General features: G+C 62.9%; 12 protein-coding genes, 1 tRNA gene and 2 pseudogenes. 9 read left to right on the forward strand and 6 right to left on the reverse strand.

What is annotated here, in order from left to right:
• The first annotated feature begins 393 nt into the window (after window positions 1-393).
• The 4 genes and pseudogenes from glnA to GNZ12_RS45570 all read left to right on the forward strand — a co-directional run.
• Complete coding sequence (gene glnA / locus GNZ12_RS22355; RefSeq protein WP_074282900.1) at window positions 394-1,809, forward strand: type I glutamate--ammonia ligase; 1,416 nt, start codon at window positions 394-396, stop codon at window positions 1,807-1,809.
• A gap of 231 nt (window positions 1,810-2,040) precedes the next feature.
• On the forward strand, window positions 2,041-3,183 hold the full coding sequence (gene glnL, locus GNZ12_RS22360) for a nitrogen regulation protein NR(II) (RefSeq protein WP_172313740.1): 1,143 nt from the start codon (window positions 2,041-2,043) through the stop codon (window positions 3,181-3,183).
• Between the two features lie 117 nt (window positions 3,184-3,300).
• Window positions 3,301-4,818, forward strand: a complete 1,518-nt coding sequence (gene ntrC, locus GNZ12_RS22365) for a nitrogen regulation protein NR(I) (protein WP_172313742.1) — start codon at window positions 3,301-3,303, stop codon at window positions 4,816-4,818.
• A 219-nt stretch (window positions 4,819-5,037) separates the two neighbouring features.
• Window positions 5,038-5,799 (forward strand): annotated as a pseudogene (locus GNZ12_RS45570) (S9 family peptidase); the annotation flags it as partial.
• 102 nt (window positions 5,800-5,901) lie between these two features.
• Here GNZ12_RS45570 and GNZ12_RS45575 read toward each other — a convergent pair.
• Window positions 5,902-6,171: pseudogene (locus GNZ12_RS45575) on the reverse strand (hypothetical protein); the annotation flags it as partial.
• Between GNZ12_RS45575 and GNZ12_RS45580 the strand changes: the two are divergent.
• Entirely contained in the window at window positions 6,106-7,323 is a 1,218-nt protein-coding gene (locus tag GNZ12_RS45580; RefSeq protein WP_407947722.1) for a prolyl oligopeptidase family serine peptidase, read from the forward strand. The pseudogene GNZ12_RS45575 and the gene GNZ12_RS45580 sit on opposite strands and share 66 nt — an antisense overlap.
• An 18-nt stretch (window positions 7,324-7,341) precedes the next feature.
• Here the strand turns inward: GNZ12_RS45580 and xth are convergent, their stop codons facing one another.
• Complete coding sequence (xth, locus tag GNZ12_RS22375) at window positions 7,342-8,118, reverse strand: exodeoxyribonuclease III (protein WP_172313746.1); 777 nt, start codon at window positions 8,116-8,118, stop codon at window positions 7,342-7,344.
• Between the two features lie 254 nt (window positions 8,119-8,372).
• Here xth and GNZ12_RS22380 point away from each other — a divergent pair, with 254 nt between their 5' ends.
• The gene (locus tag GNZ12_RS22380; protein WP_074282905.1) at window positions 8,373-8,660 is read left to right on the forward strand and encodes a hypothetical protein; all 288 of its coding nucleotides are present in this window, start codon (window positions 8,373-8,375) and stop codon (window positions 8,658-8,660) included.
• A 114-nt stretch (window positions 8,661-8,774) separates the two neighbouring features.
• A tRNA-Met gene (locus GNZ12_RS22385) sits at window positions 8,775-8,851 on the forward strand.
• A 105-nt stretch (window positions 8,852-8,956) separates the two neighbouring features.
• On the opposite strand, the gene GNZ12_RS22390 is transcribed toward GNZ12_RS22385, so the two are convergent.
• The gene (locus GNZ12_RS22390) at window positions 8,957-9,655 is read right to left on the reverse strand and encodes an aspartate/glutamate racemase family protein (protein WP_172313748.1); all 699 of its coding nucleotides are present in this window, start codon (window positions 9,653-9,655) and stop codon (window positions 8,957-8,959) included.
• 233 nt (window positions 9,656-9,888) lie between these two features.
• On the opposite strand from GNZ12_RS22390, the gene GNZ12_RS22395 reads away from it, so the two are divergent.
• Window positions 9,889-11,190 (forward strand): amidohydrolase family protein, encoded by a 1,302-nt coding sequence (locus tag GNZ12_RS22395; protein ID WP_172313750.1) that lies wholly within the window; start codon window positions 9,889-9,891, stop codon window positions 11,188-11,190.
• 120 nt (window positions 11,191-11,310) lie between these two features.
• Here the strand turns inward: GNZ12_RS22395 and GNZ12_RS22400 are convergent, their stop codons facing one another.
• Complete coding sequence (locus GNZ12_RS22400) at window positions 11,311-13,419, reverse strand: M3 family metallopeptidase (RefSeq protein WP_172313752.1); 2,109 nt, start codon at window positions 13,417-13,419, stop codon at window positions 11,311-11,313.
• Window positions 13,420-13,750: 331 nt separating this feature from the next.
• Here GNZ12_RS22400 and GNZ12_RS22405 point away from each other — a divergent pair, with 331 nt between their 5' ends.
• Complete coding sequence (locus tag GNZ12_RS22405) at window positions 13,751-14,866, forward strand: acyltransferase family protein (RefSeq protein WP_172313754.1); 1,116 nt, start codon at window positions 13,751-13,753, stop codon at window positions 14,864-14,866.
• Between the two features lie 99 nt (window positions 14,867-14,965).
• Here the strand turns inward: GNZ12_RS22405 and folD are convergent, their stop codons facing one another.
• Both folD and GNZ12_RS22415 read right to left on the reverse strand, forming a co-directional pair.
• Window positions 14,966-15,826 carry a bifunctional methylenetetrahydrofolate dehydrogenase/methenyltetrahydrofolate cyclohydrolase FolD gene (folD, locus tag GNZ12_RS22410; protein ID WP_172313756.1) on the reverse strand — a complete coding sequence of 287 codons (861 nt, stop codon included), beginning with the start codon at window positions 15,824-15,826 and terminating at the stop codon, window positions 14,966-14,968.
• 387 nt (window positions 15,827-16,213) lie between these two features.
• Window positions 16,214-17,155: a DUF2950 domain-containing protein gene (locus GNZ12_RS22415; RefSeq protein ID WP_172313758.1), complete on the reverse strand. Its 942-nt coding sequence runs from the start codon at window positions 17,153-17,155 to the stop codon at window positions 16,214-16,216.
• Between the last annotated feature and the right edge of the window lie 35 nt (window positions 17,156-17,190).

The following is a 17,190-nucleotide window of genomic DNA, read 5'->3' on the forward strand; positions in this document are numbered from 1 at the left end:
TGCAGTGCGCATGCGGTTCAGAGGCGGCGTCCCGTCCACACGAAGGAAGGGGGCGGGCGCTCGATAATGGTGCATATTTCCATAAATGCACCAAAATAGAGATGTCTGCCGTTGCCTATTTTATGAATGCACTAACGCGGTGCGCTATGCGACGCAAAGATTTCAGGGCTGCATGCGGTCCGGTGCGCCCATTCCCCGCAAACGCGCGTGCAGTGTGGTTTTGCGCTGCGTTGGCGCATACATGGCACAGAAGCTGCTTTATTGGTGCCGATCGATTTGTTCCAGCAGGCCTTTATGTTCACCCTCAACGATAGAGGGGTGGACGCGCCGGGGCGGGTCAGCTAGATTGGGCGGCGGCTGAATCCGCCGAATTCGTTAATCAGGAGATAGGTTATGAGTAAATCCGTGGCCGACGTCGTTCAACTCGTCAAAGACGAAGACGTCAAGTTTGTCGACTTCCGTTTCACCGACACGCGCGGCAAAGAGCAACACGTTTCGGTGCCGGTGTCGGCATTCGATGAAGACAAGTTCGAAAGCGGCCATGCGTTTGACGGTTCGTCGATTGCCGGCTGGAAGGGCATTGAAGCTTCGGACATGTTGCTGATCCCGGACGCGAACACCGCCTTCATCGACCCGTTCTACGAAGAGTCGACCCTGGTCCTTACCTGCGACGTCGTCGAACCTGCGGACGGCAAGGGCTATGAACGCGACCCGCGATCGCTCGCCAAGCGCGCTGAAGCGTACCTGAAGAGCACGGGCCTCGGCGACACGGCCTTCTTCGGTCCGGAACCGGAATTCTTCATTTTCGACTCGATCAAGTGGGGCACGGACCAGTCGGGTACGTTCGTCAAGATTGGTTCGGAAGAAGCACCGTGGTCGTCGTCGATGGACTTCGAAGGCGGCAACACCGGCCACCGTCCGGGCACGAAGGGCGGCTACTTCCCGGTCGCTCCGGTCGACACGTTCCAGGACATCCGTTCGGAAATGTGTCTGTTGCTCGAGCAGATCGGCATCCCGGTCGAAGTGCATCACCACGAAGTCGCGGGCCAGGGCCAGAACGAAATCGGCACGAAGTTCTCGACGCTGGTGCAACGCGCCGACTGGCTGCAGCAGATGAAGTACATCATCCACAACGTGGCGCACACGTACGGCAAGACGGCAACGTTCATGCCGAAGCCGGTGGTTGGCGATAACGGTTCGGGTATGCACGTTCACCAGTCGATCTGGAAAGACGGCACGAACCTGTTCGCAGGCAACGGTTACGCAGGTCTGTCGGAATTCGCGCTGTTCTACATCGGCGGCATCATCAAGCATGCTCGCGCGCTGAACGCGATCACGAACCCGTCGACGAACTCGTACAAGCGCCTCGTGCCGCACTTCGAAGCACCGGTGAAGCTGGCTTACTCGGCACGCAACCGTTCGGCATCGATCCGCATTCCGCACGTGTCGAACCCGAAGGGCCGCCGTATCGAAACGCGTTTCCCGGATCCGATGGCGAATCCGTACCTGTGCTTCTCCGCGCTGATGATGGCGGGTCTGGACGGCGTGCAGAACAAGATTCACCCGGGCGAAGCGGCCGACAAGAACCTGTACGACCTGCCGCCGGAAGAGGATGCAAAGATCCCGACCGTGTGTGCCGGCCTCGACCAGGCGCTTGACTCGCTGGACGCAGACCGCGAGTTCCTGACGCGCGGTGGCGTGTTCACGGATTCGATGCTCGACGCGTACATCGAACTGAAGACGGGCGAGCTGCAACGCTATCGTCAGTCGGTGCACCCGATCGAATTCGAAATGTACTACTCGCTGTAAGCGGCAATGGCGCTTCGCCCTTCAAACGGCGAAGCGCTTTGCCCGACGCTCGCGATCGGTCACGAAGGGACGGCGGCGCCGTCCCTTTTTTGTTAGACGCGAATGTGTCCACTCGCCACGTGCGCGGCGTAGGGGCAATGAAGCAGGGCAGCAGGCAGTAAGCAGCACAATGGGCAGGACAAAAAGCGGTACACCTGATTTATCACCATCTCCTATCGGCAAGACTGCAAGATGGTTCTGAAGAATCTGATGAAGGCAAGGAAGGGACACGAGCAGACGCTGTCGGACAACGCTCAGCTAGTGAGTTCCGGTTTGCTGCCGGGCTTCGAGGCATTGCCGACGGTCGTGCTGGTGCTCGACAAGCGCACGCTGCGTGTGGTGTTTGCGAACCCGTCGGCGGAGTCGATGCTGGACCTCTCGCGCAAGCAACTGACGCAGATGGCATGGCAGGACATCTTCTCGAATGCCGACGAACTTGTCGAGACCATCTCCGCGATCGCCGCTCACCGTTTTCACGCGACACATCTGGACGCCGTACTCGAGCGCCCGGGCCACGAGCCGCTGCATGTGCATGCGATCGTCGGCTTTCTGGAGAGCGTGCAGGACTACGTGCTGCTCGAACTGTTCGAGAACGAGCGGCACTTACGCTCTGACCGCGAGGAGCGCATCAACGACCTCACGGCGGTCAACAAACAACTGATCCGCAATCTCGCGCACGAGATCAAGAACCCGCTCGGCGGGATTCGCGGCGCGGCGCAACTGCTCGAGTTCGAACTCGGCGAGCGTCAGCGCGACGAGTTGCGCGAGTACACGCAGGTCATCATCAAGGAATCGGACCGGCTGCAAACGCTGGTCGATCGCTTGCTGGAGCCGCACCGTCATCCGCATATCGTCGGTGACGTGAATATTCACGAAGTGTGCGAGCGCGTGCGCCAGGTGATTCTCGCGGAGTTTCCGCGTGGGCTCACGATCGAGCGCGATTACGACGTGAGCGTGCCAGACCTGCGCGGCGACAAGGAACAACTGATCCAGGCGCTGCTGAACATTGTGCGCAATGCTGCGGAAGCATTGCGTGAACGTATCTCGCAAGGCGACGCGCGCATCGAATTGCGCACTCGCATTGCGCGCAAGATCACGGTGTCGAAACGCTTATGTAAGCTGGCACTGGACTTGCATATCACTGACAACGGCCCAGGCATTCCCGAGGAGATCCGTGACCGCATTTTCTATCCGCTCGTGTCGGGGCGCGAGGACGGCAGCGGTCTCGGTTTGACGCTCGCGCAGACCTTCGTGCAACAACACGACGGGCTGATCGAGGTGGACAGCCGGCCGGGCCACACCGAGTTTCAGATTCTGCTGCCGCTCGACTGCTAACACCAAACCTGGTGAGAGAACGCCGGGCCGCCCCAAGTTCTCTCACTCCCCCTCGGGGGCCTGGCGCAAAGCGACAGGTATGGGGGCTCTTCTTATCAAGACTTCTGACCGACCTATATGAAGCCGATCTGGATAGTAGACGACGATCAATCGATTCGCTGGGTGCTCGAAAAAGCGCTCGCCCGCGAAAACTTCGCGACACGCAGCTTCGCGAACGTGCGCGAGGCTTCGGCGGCGCTCGATCACGACAGCCCTCAGGTGCTGGTGTCCGACATCAGGATGCCTGGCGGCTCCGGCCTCGAATTGCTGCAAACCGTCCGTGACAAGGTGCCGGGCTTGCCCGTCATCATCATGACGGCCTTCTCGGACCTGGACAGCGCGGTCGCCGCATTCCAGGGCGGTGCGTTCGAATACCTCGCCAAACCGTTCGACGTCGACAAGGCGGTCGAACTGATCCGCCGCGCGGTCGACGAAAGCATGCGCGGCGAACAGACGTGGGACGACCGCGTCGCCGAGGCACCGGAAATGCTCGGCCAGGCGCCGGCGATGCAGGACATGTTTCGCGCGATCGGCCGGCTGTCGCATTCCGCGGCCACCGTGCTCATTACCGGCGAATCAGGCACCGGTAAGGAACTGGTCGCGCGTGCATTGCACCGACATAGCCCACGCGCGAACGGTCCCTTCATCGCGCTGAATACGGCGGCGATTCCGAAGGATCTGCTGGAATCCGAACTGTTCGGTCACGAGCGCGGTGCCTTCACCGGCGCGCAGGCCATGCGCCAGGGGCGCTTCGAGCAGGCCGAGAACGGCACGCTGTTTCTCGATGAAATCGGCGACATGCCGTTCGATTTGCAGACACGCCTGTTGCGCGTGCTGTCGGATGGGCAGTTCTATCGCGTCGGCGGCCACAATCCGTTGCGCGCTAACGTGCGCGTGATCGCGGCGACGCACCAGAATCTCGAATCGCGCGTGCGTCAGGGCCTGTTCCGCGAGGACTTGTATCACCGGCTCAATGTGATCCGCTTGCGCCTGCCGGCCTTGCGCGAACGCAGCGAAGACATTCCGCTGCTCACGCGCCACTTCCTGCAAAAGAGTGCGCGCGATCTGGGCGTGGAGCCGAAGCGCGTGTCCGAAGATGCACTCGCTTATCTGGCATCGCTGCCGTTCCCGGGCAATGTGCGTCAACTGGAGAATCTCGCCAACTGGCTCACGGTGATGGCGCCGGCGCAGACCATCGAGATCAAGGACTTGCCGCCCGATCTGGGTCCCGCGCAAGCCGGCGTGACCGATCTCGGCGGCGGTGGTAGTGGCGTGATCGGCACGGGTGAGGCAGGCCTCGCCGGCAGCGCGCCGATCAACGGCACCAGCGCGGCCACGCATCCGGCTACCGCTGCCGGCATGCCGGTCGCGACCACGGTCAGCGCCTGGGAAGGGGGGTTGCGCACCGAAGTCGCGCGGATGCTGCGCGAGAATGCGGCTGACGTCATGGATGAACTCGCGCGCCGTTTCGAAGCGGCGGTGATTCGAGAGGCGCTGGATTTCACGCGTGGACGCAAGGTGGAGGCGGCGGAGCGCCTCGGCATTGGCCGCAATACGATTACGCGCAAGATTCAGGAACTCAATCTCGAGCCCTGAGGTTTGCAGAGTCTGCCGGGGCGGCTTGCCAGCCGCTCCGGCAGTTTTGTCACGTAGGACACTTATCAGGCCGCCGTCAGGCCACCTCCTGGACAGCCCAATAGGCCGCCCCGTCGGCAGCGCCTTCACCTGCACCTTCAGCCACTCCGGCGCGGAGCGTCAAAGGCCCTCGGGCTCCCGCAAGGCATAATCAACGCTGTTTTCATTCGACAGCTGACGATGCCCGCTTCTCCCGCTCCTTTCTCCTGGCCGCTTTCCCCCGATCCCTTTCTGTCGCTCGAAGCGCTCGACGACCCTGACGCGCTTGCGTGGGTCGAAGCGCAGAACGCTCGCACACGCGCCGCATGGTGCAGCAGCGCGGCATTCGAGTCGCTCAAACAGCGGCTTGCCGACGCGTATCTGCCGCGCGAGCGTCCGGTCATCCCCGATCGCTGGAAGGACTGGGCCTACGATCTGTGGCAGGACGAACGCAATCCCAAAGGCGTCTGGCGGCGTACGACGTGGGCGGCCTGGCGCAGTGGCGCGCCCGTCTGGCAAAACCTGCTCGATTTCGACGCGCTCGGTGCGGCCGAAGGCACGCCATGGGTCTGCGCCGAACTCGACATTCTTTATCCGGACGGCGATCGCGCGCTGATCACGCTGTCGCCGGGCGGCTCGGATGCGCTGGTGGTGCGCGAGTTCGATATTGACGCACAACGTTTTGTCGACGACGGTTTCGTGATCGCGAAGGCCGGCAAGCACACGGCTTCGTGGATCGATCGGAATACGCTCTATGTCGGCTGGGACAACGGCCGCAAGACGCTGACGCGCTCCGGCTATCCGCGCGAAGTGCGGCGCTGGACGCGGGGCGGGGCGCTGGCCGACGCGCCGGTGGTCTTCAAGGGGGCGTTCGGCGATATCGGTGTGGAAGCCCACTACGATCCGATCGAGCAGCGCCACACCGTGGTGAGCAGCGTCGATTTCTTCGATTCGCATACGTACTATCTCGATGGCGCAGATGGCGCGAATGCAGCCGATGCGGCCGGTGCCGCCAACGGTGCCAACGGTGCCAACAGTGCCAACAGTGCCAACAGTGCCAACGGTGCCAACAGTGCCAACAGTGCCAACAGTGCCAACAGTGCCAATGCCTGGCGGCAGTTCGACGTGCCGTCGCATGTCGCGGTCGGCGGCTGGCAGGGCTGGTTGCTGCTCGAGCCGCGCCTCGATTGGGACTGCAATGGTGTGTGCTATCCGGGCGGCGCGTTGCTGGCGGTCCGCGAAGACGCGTTTCTGGATGGCGAGCGTGACATGGTGCCGCTTTTCACGCCGACATCGCAAACCTCCGCCTGTGAGTGGACACACACGCGCAATCATCTGATCGTGTCGTACCTGGACGATGTGCAGAGCAAGACTTCGCTGTGGATCCCGTCGCAAGCAGCCGATCAGGCCTGGCACTGGCATCAGCGCGTCTTTCCGTCGCGTGACGACGTGCAAGCCGACGTCTCACCCATCGAGCCGACGCTGAACGACGAAGTGTTCGTCGATACCGACGATTATTTGCAGCCGCCTGCGTACTGGCTCACTGATCTTGCCCACGACGACCTGACCCATTGGGAGTTGCTCGACCGCTGGCCGACTCAGTTCGATGCGACACCATTCGCCGTGACGCATGGGCACGCGGTGTCCGCGGATGGCACACGGGTGCCGTACACCGTGATCGGACCGCGGGTTGCGCAACACGCTGGGCAACGGCAGACGACGCAGACTGCGCAGCCGACGCCCGAGCAAACGCCCGAGCAAACGAATGGACCAGCGCACGGGCAAGCGCGCCCATGCCTGCTCAACGGTTACGGCGGCTTTGCGATTCCGTTGCTGCCGAGTTATCTGACCGGACAGGGCATCGGCTGGCTGGCGCGGGGCGGCGTATATGTGGTGGCGCATATTCGCGGCGGCGGCGAGTTCGGCACGCAGTGGCATACGGCGGCGCAGGGCGAGCATCGCCAGCGCGCGTTCGACGATTTCATCGCGGTGGCCGAGGCACTCATCAGCGCAGGCGTGACCAGCGCCGCGCAACTCGGCATTCAGGGCGGCAGCAATGGCGGCCTGCTGGTCGCGGCGTGCATGGTGCAGCGGCCTGAGTTGTTCGGCGCGGTGGTGTGCGAGGTGCCGCTGCTCGACATGAGCCGCTATCACCTGTTGCACGCGGGCGCATCATGGATCGATGAATACGGCGATCCGGACGAACCCGACGAAGCAAGCGTGCTGGCGGCTTACTCGCCCTATCACCGCGTCAGTGCGGACGTGGCATATCCGCCCGTGCTGTTCACCACGTCGACTGCCGATGACCGCGTGCACCCCGGACACGCGCGCAAGATGGCCGCGCGCATGCAGGCGCTGGGTGCGGAAAGGGTCTGGTATCGGGAGAACACGGAAGGGGGCCACGGCGGCTCCGATGAGCTGGAGCAGGCCGGGCACGATGCGATGGTGTTCGAGTTCTTGTGGCGTTGTTTGAACGGGCCGGCGTAGGCCTCACGCGTCGCGCGTTTAGCCGATCTGCGCGACGACCGGCGCGTGGTCCGACGGCTGCTCCCACTTGCGCGGCACCTTGTCGACATCGCAGGATGAGCACGCGTCGGCAAGCGCTTTCGACAGCAGAACGTGGTCGATACGCATCCCCGCATTGCGGCGGAACGCCATCATCCGGTAGTCCCACCACGAGTAGATCTTTTCCGGCTGCTCGAACTGGCGGAACGCATCGACGAGACCGAGTTCGATCAGCCGCACGAACTCGGCGCGCTCTTCGGGCGACACCAGATTCTGGCCTTCCCACGCTTTCGGATCGTGCACGTCGCGATCTTCCGGCGCGATGTTGTAGTCGCCGAGCAGCGCAAGCTTCGGATACAGCGCCATTTCGCTCGTGATCCAGTCGTGCAGTGCGGCGAGCCAGCGCAGCTTGTAGGCGAATTTGTCGGTGCCTGGCGCCTGGCCGTTCGGGAAGTACGCGGAGATGATGCGTACGCCCTCGACGGTCGCGGCGATCACGCGTTGCTGCGGGTCCTCAAAGCCGGGGATATTGCGCACGATGGTGCTTTCGTCGACGTTCAGGCCATCGCGCACCAGGATGCCGACGCCGTTATAGGTCTTCTGGCCCGCGAACCAGCTCCGGTAGCCTTTCTCTTCGAGTTCGGCGCGGGGGAATTTGTCGTCGGTCAGCTTCAATTCCTGCAGGCACAGCACATCCGTGTGGCTGGTTTCGAGCCAGTCGATGACGTGCTGCAGGCGGACTTTGAGGGAGTTGACGTTCCAGGTGGCGATTTTCATGAATTTCTCACATTCTTGCTGGGCAAGGCTTTGTGGGGCACTGACCCCTCGTTTCTGCTTTATTTTGCGTTAGCTGCCCGTCTGGCGACCCGAATTCGGATTGGCAGGATCGGGCTGATTCCGATAGTCCCGCATCTTATCGCGCGAGACGGGCGACGGTGAAAATTGCCTCGGCGGCCGGGAAAAATAAAAGCCCGATCCCGTCATGCCGCGGCGTATAGTGGGATCACATTGACACGCATCGGGGATTCATCATGGCCCAACTTTATCCAGCCCTTTATAAGGACTTCGAAGTGCATCCGCTGGTGTTTTCGCGGCAGTTCGACAAGTTCGACGGTCACAAGCGTCATGCCGAAGGCTACGACGTTGCGGTTCGCGTCTGTCGGCCGGGCGCGATCAGCGGCTCGAAGGCAAGCCGCGTATTTCGTCTCGTGCTGCCGTCCACGTTCTCCGATTTCGGCGTCGCGAAACGCAGCGCGAGTCAGTACGGCGCGGACATCATTGACGGCAAAGTCGAAGGCTCGACGGTCGAGGATCTCTGAGTTATCCGCTCATTTGCTGCATGAGTTTGGACACGCGCTGCGCACCTCGTTAGAAATTATTTCATCCGATTGTTTGACGTCTCGCGAACGACCCGATATACTCTTTTTCTCTGACGCGGGGTGGAGCAGTCTGGCAGCTCGTCGGGCTCATAACCCGAAGGTCGTAGGTTCAAATCCTACCCCCGCAACCAAGTTTTGTTGAAAGCCCGCTAGCGCAAGCTACGCGGGCTTTTTAACTTCTGGCGCTTCCTGTTTCCTCAGGCATGCGACACGCTCGCTTGTCTTCAGTCCTGCATTCAGTCCAACCCGATCGCCCATTCCACTGCCGCTTGCGCATGCAACGCGGTCGTGTCGAACACGCGTAACGCCGAATCTTCCGGTTTGATCAGCAGGGTGATCTCCGTGCAGCCGAGAATCACCGCCTGCGCACCCCGCGCAGCGAGTCCTTCGATCACACGTTGATACACCGCGCGTGAGGCGTCATTCACTTTGCCGTGGCACAACTCGTCGTAGATGATGCGATGCACGTCCGCGCGTTCGGCTTCATCGGGAACCAGCGTCTCGAGCTCGTAGCGCTCGCGTAAGCGCCCCGTGTAGAACGTCTGCTCCATCGTGTAGCGTGTACCTAGCAAACCCACCCGTGTGATTCCCGCGGCGCGCAGCGCGTTGCCGGTTGGATCGGCGATGTGCAGGAAGGGCACGTCGATCGCTTGCTCGATCGATTCATAGACGCGGTGCATGGTATTGGTCGCCAATATCACCAGATCGGCGCCACCGCGTTCGAGTTGACGTGCGGCGTCGGCCATCTGTTTGCCGAGCGCGGTCCAGTCGCCGGCGCGCTGGTTGGCCTCGATCGACGCGAAGTCGACCGTCAGCATCAGGCTGCGGGCGTTGTGATGGCCGCCGAGGCGCGCCTTGGCGTGGCGGTTCATGAGCGTGTAGTACTCAGTGGACGATTCCCAACTCATGCCGCCGATCACGCCGATGGTTTTCATGGTCTTGCTCCGTGGGTGGATGATGTGGGTCGTTGTGCGTCGACGGAGAACGTCAAAGCCGAACGCCAGGCATCGAACGTGTGGAAAACCGAGTATAGGCGGGCGTCATTGCTCGCAGCCGGTACGGATTTCCCTCTGCCCACCGGTACGGCGTCCCGTTAAAACGCAGGCACGCACTTTCTGACGCCGATAGAATCGTAACCAGTCAAAGAGCGGTCAACAGGGAGTGAACCATGGATCTGATCATCCGCCGCGCAATGCTGCCGCCGAGCGCCGCGCTGCAGCACACGCAGCACAGCCAGCCGGTCGACATCGGCATCGAAGCGGGCCGCATCCTCGCCGTCGAACCGAATCTGGCCGCGAGCGCGCGCGAAGAAATCGACGCTGCCGGTTCGCTCGTCACGCCGCCATTCGTCGATCCGCATTTCCACATGGACGCGACGCTGTCGTACGGTCTGCCGCGCGTGAACGCATCGGGCACCTTGCTGGAAGGCATCGCGCTGTGGGGCGAACTGAAGCCGGACCTCACCCAGGAGGCGCTGATCGAGCGCGCGCTCCAGTATTGCGACTGGGCTGTCGCGCGCGGTCTGCTGGCGATTCGCAGCCACGTGGATGTGTGCGATCCGCGCTTGCTCGCGGTCGAGGCGCTGGTCGAAGTGAAGCGCCGCGTCGCACCGTATCTCGATCTGCAACTGGTCGCGTTTCCGCAGGACGGCGTCTTGCGCAGCGCCGGCGCATTCGACAATCTCAAGCGTGCGATTGCGATGGGCGTCGACGTGGTCGGCGGGATTCCGCATTTCGAACGCACGATGGCCGACGGCGCGCAGTCCGTGCGCATGTTGTGCGAGTTCGCGGCGGAACAGGGCTTGCGCGTCGATATGCATTGCGACGAATCGGACGATCCGATGTCGCGCCATATCGAAACGCTCGCAGCTGAAACGCACCGGCTCGGCTTGCATGGGCGCGTGACCGGTTCGCACCTGACCTCGATGCATTCGATGGACAACTACTACGTCAGCAAACTCCTGCCGCTGATGCGGGAGTCGGGCGTCGCGGCGATCGCCAATCCGCTGATCAACATCACGTTGCAAGGCCGCAGCGACACGTATCCGAAACGGCGTGGCATGACACGCGTACCGGAGATGATGGCGGCGGGCATCAACGTCGCGTTCGGCCACGACTGCGTGATGGACCCGTGGTATAGCCTCGGCTCGGGCGACATGCTCGAAGTCGCGCATATGGGCTTGCATGTTGCGCAGATGACGGGCGTCGACGGCATGCATGCGTGCTTCGATGCGGTCACGGTGAATGCCGCGCGTATTCTCGGTCTGGAAGGCTACGGCATCGCGCCGGGGTGCGCGGCCAATCTCGTGCTGCTCGACGCACGCGATCCGGTCGAAGCGATCCGCTTGCGCGCCGCGCGGCTCGCGGTGGTGAGCCGCGGCAAGGTGGTGAGCCGTGCGCCTGCTGCGCGCGCGGCGTTGTCGCTGGAAGGGCGTCCTGCGCAGGTGGATTTCAAACTGCATCGTGGTTAGCCGCAGCGCGCAGCAAACTTGCGCGCGAATAGAAAAAGCCGGTGCTTGCTCACGCAAGTCACCGGCTTCTTGATCAGCGTCGGCGCGATCTACAACGCCGACTGATCTGTCAACGCAAGATCAATGCGCTGCGGCAGGCGTCATGCCGTTGTGCCGCAACAAGGCATCGATATTCGGCTCGCGGCCGCGGAACGCCTTGAACGATTCCATCGCGGGGCGGCTGCCGCCCACTTCCAGAATCTCCTTGCGATAACGCAGGCCAGTCGCCTGATCGAGCACACTGCCGCTCGCGGCTTGTGCCGCTTCTTCAAACGCGGCATACGCATCGGCGGAAAGGACTTCCGCCCACTTGTAGCTGTAGTAGCCCGCCGCATAGCCGCCCGCGAAAATATGGCTGAACGTATTCGGCCAACGCGAGAACGGAGCTTGCGGCACTACGTGGAAACGCTCGTTGATCTCGCTCGCGAGTTCGGTTGCGTTCTTCGTGCCGGACGCATCGAAACCGGTATGCAGTTGCATGTCGAACATCGAGAACACGATCTGGCGCAACGTGCCGAGACCGCTCTGGAAATTCTTCGCGGCGAGCATCTTGTCGAACAGATCGCGCGGCAGCGGCTTGGCGGTTTCGACGTGCGAGGTCATGTCGCTCAACACGTCCCATTCCCAGCAGAAGTTCTCCATGAATTGCGACGGCAGTTCGACCGCGTCCCACTCGACGCCGTTGATGCCTGACACGCCGAGTTCATCGACACGCGTGAGCATGTGATGCAGCCCGTGGCCGAACTCGTGGAATAGCGTGATCACTTCATCATGCGTGAAGCAGGCGGGCTTGCCGCCGACCGGCGCCGAGAAGTTGCAGGTCAGGTACGCCACCGGCGTTTGCACGCCGCCGTGCGTGTGCTTGTGGCGGCCGCGCGCGTCGTCCATCCATGCGCCGCCGCGCTTGCCTTCACGTGCATACAGGTCGAGATAGAACTGCGCGACGAGGCCGCCGTCCTGATTCTCGACACGGAAAAAGCGCACATCCGGATGCCATACCGCTGCTTCGTCCCGACGGATGCGCACGCTGAACAGCGTTTCGGTGACCTTGAAGAGGCCCTTGAATACGGCGTCTTCCGGGAAGTACTGTTTGACTTCATTCTCGGAAAACGAATAGCGCTGTTGGCGCAGACGTTCAGCGGCAAACGTCATGTCCCAAGGCTGCAGGTCGGTTATGCCGAGTTCGTTCGCGGCAAATTCGCGCAGTTCCTTCCAGTCCTGTTCAGCGTGCGGACGCGCGCGCGTGGCGAGGTCTTCGAGGAAGGCCATGACTTGCGCCGGCGACTCGGCCATCTTTGGCGCGAGCGAGACTTCGGCGAAGTTGTTGTAGCCCAGCATGTGCGCTTCTTCCGCGCGCAGCTTCAACTGGTCGGCGAGGACCTGAGTGTTGTCCCACTCGGGCTTGCCGCCGCCGTATTGCGGGCCGAGCTCGGAGGCACGCGTCACATACGCACGGTATATCGCTTCGCGCATCGCGCGATTTTCGGAGTACTGCATCACCGGGAAATACGACGGGAAGTGCAGCGTGAATTTGTAGCCGGTCTTGCCTTCGCGCTCAGCTGCTTCCTTCGCGGCTTCGACCACGTCTTCGGGGAGGCCGGCGAGTTGTGCTTCATCGCCGGCTTCCACGACATAGGCGTATGCGTTCGTTGCGTCGAGGACGTGATCCGAAAACGCTTTCGACAACCCCGCCTGGCGTTCCTGCAATTCGGCGAAATGCGGTTTCTGGTCTTCTGGCAACTCCGCGCCCGACAGGCGGAAATCGCGCAGCGCATTGCCGAGGATTTTCTTGCGCTCGCCGGTCAGCGACGAGAAATCGCTGCTGGCATGAAGCGCCTTGTACTTCTCATACAGCGCGAGATTCTGGCCGACGCTCGACCAGAATTCGGTGACGCGCGGCAGATTCTCGCCGTACACGGCGCGCAGCTCCGGCGTATCCGCTACGGCGTTCAGATGGCCGACCACGCTCCAGGCGCGCGACAGCGGCTCGGTGGCGCGCTCGACCGGCTCGACCACGTCGGCCCACGAAGCCGGCGTAATCGGCTGGGCGGCACGCTCGACGGCGGCGGCTGCATCGGCGAGCAGGACATCGAGGGCGGGCGTGACGTGTTCGGGGCGGATTTCGCCAAAGCGCGGCAGGTCGGAGAAATCGAGGAGCGGATTGTCGTGCTTCGAGGGGGTAGTGGACATAAGGCTTCCTGTCTGACGCGGGTGAACGGGTAATCGGAGCATCGACGGGCGCGCGATGGCGCCCCGATGACACTCCACATGGACATTATTGGGGCAGGGCGCGCCGATTCCAATCCGTCGGCAGACAAATTATCAGATGTGGCGTGACCGTGTGCGGGGAAGCGAATGCCGCACGCGGATCGGGCGGCGGGAAGGCGCTACTGGGTTGCGCCCGACTCGCCGCGCCCGCTGTGCCGCGGCGCTTTGTGCGACAGCGAACGGTGCAAATTGCTGCCATGCCGCATTCTGGCGTGTCACAAACCGTCAGCGACGCTTTCTGTAAGAGGTATCGATGAACCCGCTTTCGCACGCTCTATCGCGCAACGGCAACAATTTCGACCTCGTGCGGCTCCTTGCCGCCATTTCCGTCGTGTATGGCCACTCGTATCTGCTGCAAGCGCCCGACGGCACGACGGACTGGGTCCAGAACGCGCTAGGCTTCGACGGTTTCGGCGCACTCGGCGTCTACGCGTTTTTTCTGTTGAGTGGCATGCTGGTGACCGCCAGTTTCGACCGGCAGCGCTCGGTGCCCCGGTTCGCCGCGTTGCGCATCGCGCGCCTGTGGCCGGCGGTGGCGGGCGGTTCGCTGGTGACGGTGTTCATCCTCGGACCGCTGTTCACGACACTTCCGCTGCGCGACTATTTCGCCTCCGGCATGACGTGGGCCAACCTCGACAACTTCTCCACCATCGTGCTGAAAACCGGCTGGGTGCTGCCTGGCGTATTCGAGCACAACCGTTTTCTCGTTGATGTCTGCGCGCCCCTGTGGACGCTGCCGCTCGAAGTGCGCTGCTATCTGATCGTGATGGTGACTGGCATGCTGGGGCTCTTGTCCAGCGCGCGCGGCGTGGCGCTGGCGGTGGCGCTCGGGTGCGCCGCGTTCGTTCTGCGCGTGCATTTGCCGCATCTGCAGATCGGACTGCGTGACTTCAGCGAAACGCCCGGCGGCTATTCGTTCTGGCCCGAGCCGTTTTTCATGCTGGGGATGCTGCTATACGGCTGGCGCGAACGGATCGACATCAACGGCCTGACGGCGCTCGCACTGACGATGGTATTTCTGGTGTTCCGCGACACGGCCGGCGCCCAACCGCTGTTCTATCTGGCGTTTGTTTACGGCGTGCTGTGGGTGGGCACGACGCCGCTTTTGCGGCGCTTCGTGCCGCGCCACGATTACTCGTATGGGATTTATCTGTACGGCTTCATGGTGCAGCAATGCGTCGCGAATATCGCGCCGCAGTTGAGCCATGTGACCGCGGTGCTGATCGCCGCGCCGTTCATCCTGCTGTGCGCGGCCCTGTCGTGGCACTGCGTGGAGCAGCCGGTGCTGAAGTGGTGCCGCGGGCGCCTTGCTCGTCCGCAGACACCGCTTGGCGCGGGTCTGGCAACTGGCGATCAGGCGGCACGCTGAAGGTGAGGGTTGGCGTGGAGAATCGCGACAAGCATCCGACGCCTTGCATGCCGGCGAATCCACTTCGCCGGCACGAGTTTGCAGCGTGAGTTCGAAGCGTTACGCCTGTGCGGCCGCTTCGCGTTCGGCGGCTTCGATCGTATTGACGAGCAGCATCGTGATGGTCATCGGGCCGACGCCGCCCGGCACCGGCGTGACGTAGCCGGCCACTTCCTTGACACCCGCGAAATCGACATCGCCGCACAGCTTGCCGGCTTCGTCGCGATTCATGCCGACGTCGACCACGGCTGCGCCCGGCTTCACCATGTCCGCCGTGAGAATGTTGCGCAGGCCGGTGGCGGCGATCACCACGTCGGCATGACGTGTATGGGCGGCCAGATCGCGCGTCTTGCTATGGCAGATCGTGACGGTCGCGCCGGCTTCGAGCAGCAGCAGCGCCATCGGCTTGCCGACGATGTTCGAGCGGCCGATCACCACCGCGTTCGCGCCTTGCAGCGGAATCTCATAGGCCGCCAGCATCTTCATCACGCCGTACGGTGTGCACGGGCGGAACAGCGGCCGGCCGGTCATCAGCGCGCCGGCGTTGGCAACGTGAAAACCGTCGACATCCTTTTCCGGGGCGATCGCCTCGATGACCTTGTGGCTGTCGATATGCGGCGGCAGCGGCAGTTGCACCAGAATGCCGTGAATACGCGGATCGCGGTTCAGTTCGTCGATGCGCGCCAGCAGATCGGCTTCCGGCAGATCGGCCGGATAGCGGTCGAACGACGAGCCGAGGCCGTTGTCATTGCACGCCTTGACCTTGTTGCGTACATAGACTTCGCTGGCCGGATTGTCGCCGACCAGCACGACGGCGAGGCCCGGCTGATGCCCCCGGGCGGTAAGAGCGGCGGCGCGGGTGGCGACTTCGGCGCGCAGGGTCTTGGAAAGGGCTAGGCCGTCGATCAGTTTGGCTGTCATGGTCGGTCGAGATGGGCGGTTTGGAAAGCGGAGCAGGGCGCAGGCGCGCGTGCGCGGCACGGGCGATGGCGCTTTTCACCGGAAACGGGTCGGCACATGAAAGGCGCGTGGCGCGAATCGGGGATAAGCAGCGCTGCAAAGTGCGACATTATACCGGCCCGGCATGGCCTGCCATGTACGGATTCCTGGCGCGCGGGGGCGCGGCGGATTCGCGCTGCCTTCGGCCGTCCATGCCAGTGCGGACGGTGGGTGCCTGGCGTGCTCGGCAGGCGTGGGTGTCAGCGCGGACGTCAACATGGATACCCGCCGGACACTCGCGTAGATCCACACGTCAATCGGCCGCGGACGGGCTTATGCGCCGCCGCGGCCGTCGAGCGACCTCTCCCTTTACTCCTGCACCGGCTGCCAGCTATCGTCCGGGTCGAACGATTTAACGGCTGCCGCGGCACGCGCGGTCTGCGGCCCCAGGTTCTTCTGATAGACCTGACCGTCCTGATTGACGATAAAGCTCATCACGCCGGTCTTGCCGTACTCGGCCGGCGAGGCGATCAGACCGAACCCCTTGGTCAGCACGCCGTTCTCGACGTAGTTCTGCGCACCGTCCTTCGCGTGCGGACCTTGCGCCGTCAGGATCCGGTAGTGATAGCCGTGATAGGCCTCTTTCGGCAGGGTGCCGTTGGGCATGGTGGCGGCGAGCGGCCCGAGCGGGCTTTCCGTTTCGCCGGGCGCCGTCACCCAATACAGGCCGTCACGCTGGCCCTGCGTACTGACAAAGCGCTGTGCGTAGTGCTGGGTCAGGTTGTGATAGTCGTTTTGCGCGTCGAGGTAAGCGAGCGAGGTCAGGATCGCAGCGTGTTCGTTGCGGCCGATGCGGCGTGTCAGCATCTCGTCCTGCGCGGCGGGCGGATCGAAGCGCCAGCCCTTGCCAGCCTGCGCGAGCGGAATCGGCAAGGTCCAGCCACTGTCGCCGACGGCCAGATGCGCGGTTGCGCGGCCCTTGGTTTTCACCGGGTCCAGGGCGATCTGGTGCCCTTTCGACCATGCGCCGAGGAACTGATAGATGTCGTCCTCGCCGATGCCTTCGGAAGGAATGAAGCGATGAAAATCGTTGCCGAGCACATGCTTGAGCGCATCTTCGTCGTTGCGGGCCAGGGCGTCGACGAACGCATTGGCGGCGTCGTCAGCAGTGGGGTAGACCGCTTGCGCGTGTACGGCGGTTGCGCCGAGCAGCAGTACCGGCGCCACCAGCAGGGTGCCGGTTGTGCCGAGGGCGACGGCGAGCGTCAGAACGCGGGCGCGTAAGGCGCCGTGTGGAAATAAGCGAATCATCAGAGACTCCTCTTGATCGTTCAACGGTTGCGGCC

Source organism: Paraburkholderia solitsugae, assembly GCF_013177695.1.
Taxonomy (GTDB): domain Bacteria; phylum Pseudomonadota; class Gammaproteobacteria; order Burkholderiales; family Burkholderiaceae; genus Paraburkholderia; species Paraburkholderia solitsugae.

Excerpts from the sequence above, each read along its gene's own strand:
- glnA (WP_074282900.1), top strand. The coding sequence starts at position 394 with ATGAGTAAATCCGTGGCCGACGTCGTTCAACTCGTCAAAGACGAAGAC.
- glnL (WP_172313740.1), top strand. The coding sequence starts at position 2,041 with ATGGTTCTGAAGAATCTGATGAAGGCAAGGAAGGGACACGAGCAGACG.
- ntrC (WP_172313742.1), top strand. The coding sequence starts at position 3,301 with ATGAAGCCGATCTGGATAGTAGACGACGATCAATCGATTCGCTGGGTG.
- GNZ12_RS45580 (WP_407947722.1), top strand. The coding sequence starts at position 6,106 with ATGGTGCCGCTTTTCACGCCGACATCGCAAACCTCCGCCTGTGAGTGG.
- xth (WP_172313746.1), bottom strand. The coding sequence starts at position 8,118 with ATGAAAATCGCCACCTGGAACGTCAACTCCCTCAAAGTCCGCCTGCAG.
- GNZ12_RS22380 (WP_074282905.1), top strand. The coding sequence starts at position 8,373 with ATGGCCCAACTTTATCCAGCCCTTTATAAGGACTTCGAAGTGCATCCG.
- GNZ12_RS22390 (WP_172313748.1), bottom strand. The coding sequence starts at position 9,655 with ATGAAAACCATCGGCGTGATCGGCGGCATGAGTTGGGAATCGTCCACT.
- GNZ12_RS22395 (WP_172313750.1), top strand. The coding sequence starts at position 9,889 with ATGGATCTGATCATCCGCCGCGCAATGCTGCCGCCGAGCGCCGCGCTG.
- GNZ12_RS22400 (WP_172313752.1), bottom strand. The coding sequence starts at position 13,419 with ATGTCCACTACCCCCTCGAAGCACGACAATCCGCTCCTCGATTTCTCC.
- GNZ12_RS22405 (WP_172313754.1), top strand. The coding sequence starts at position 13,751 with ATGAACCCGCTTTCGCACGCTCTATCGCGCAACGGCAACAATTTCGAC.
- folD (WP_172313756.1), bottom strand. The coding sequence starts at position 15,826 with ATGACAGCCAAACTGATCGACGGCCTAGCCCTTTCCAAGACCCTGCGC.
- GNZ12_RS22415 (WP_172313758.1), bottom strand. The coding sequence starts at position 17,155 with ATGATTCGCTTATTTCCACACGGCGCCTTACGCGCCCGCGTTCTGACG.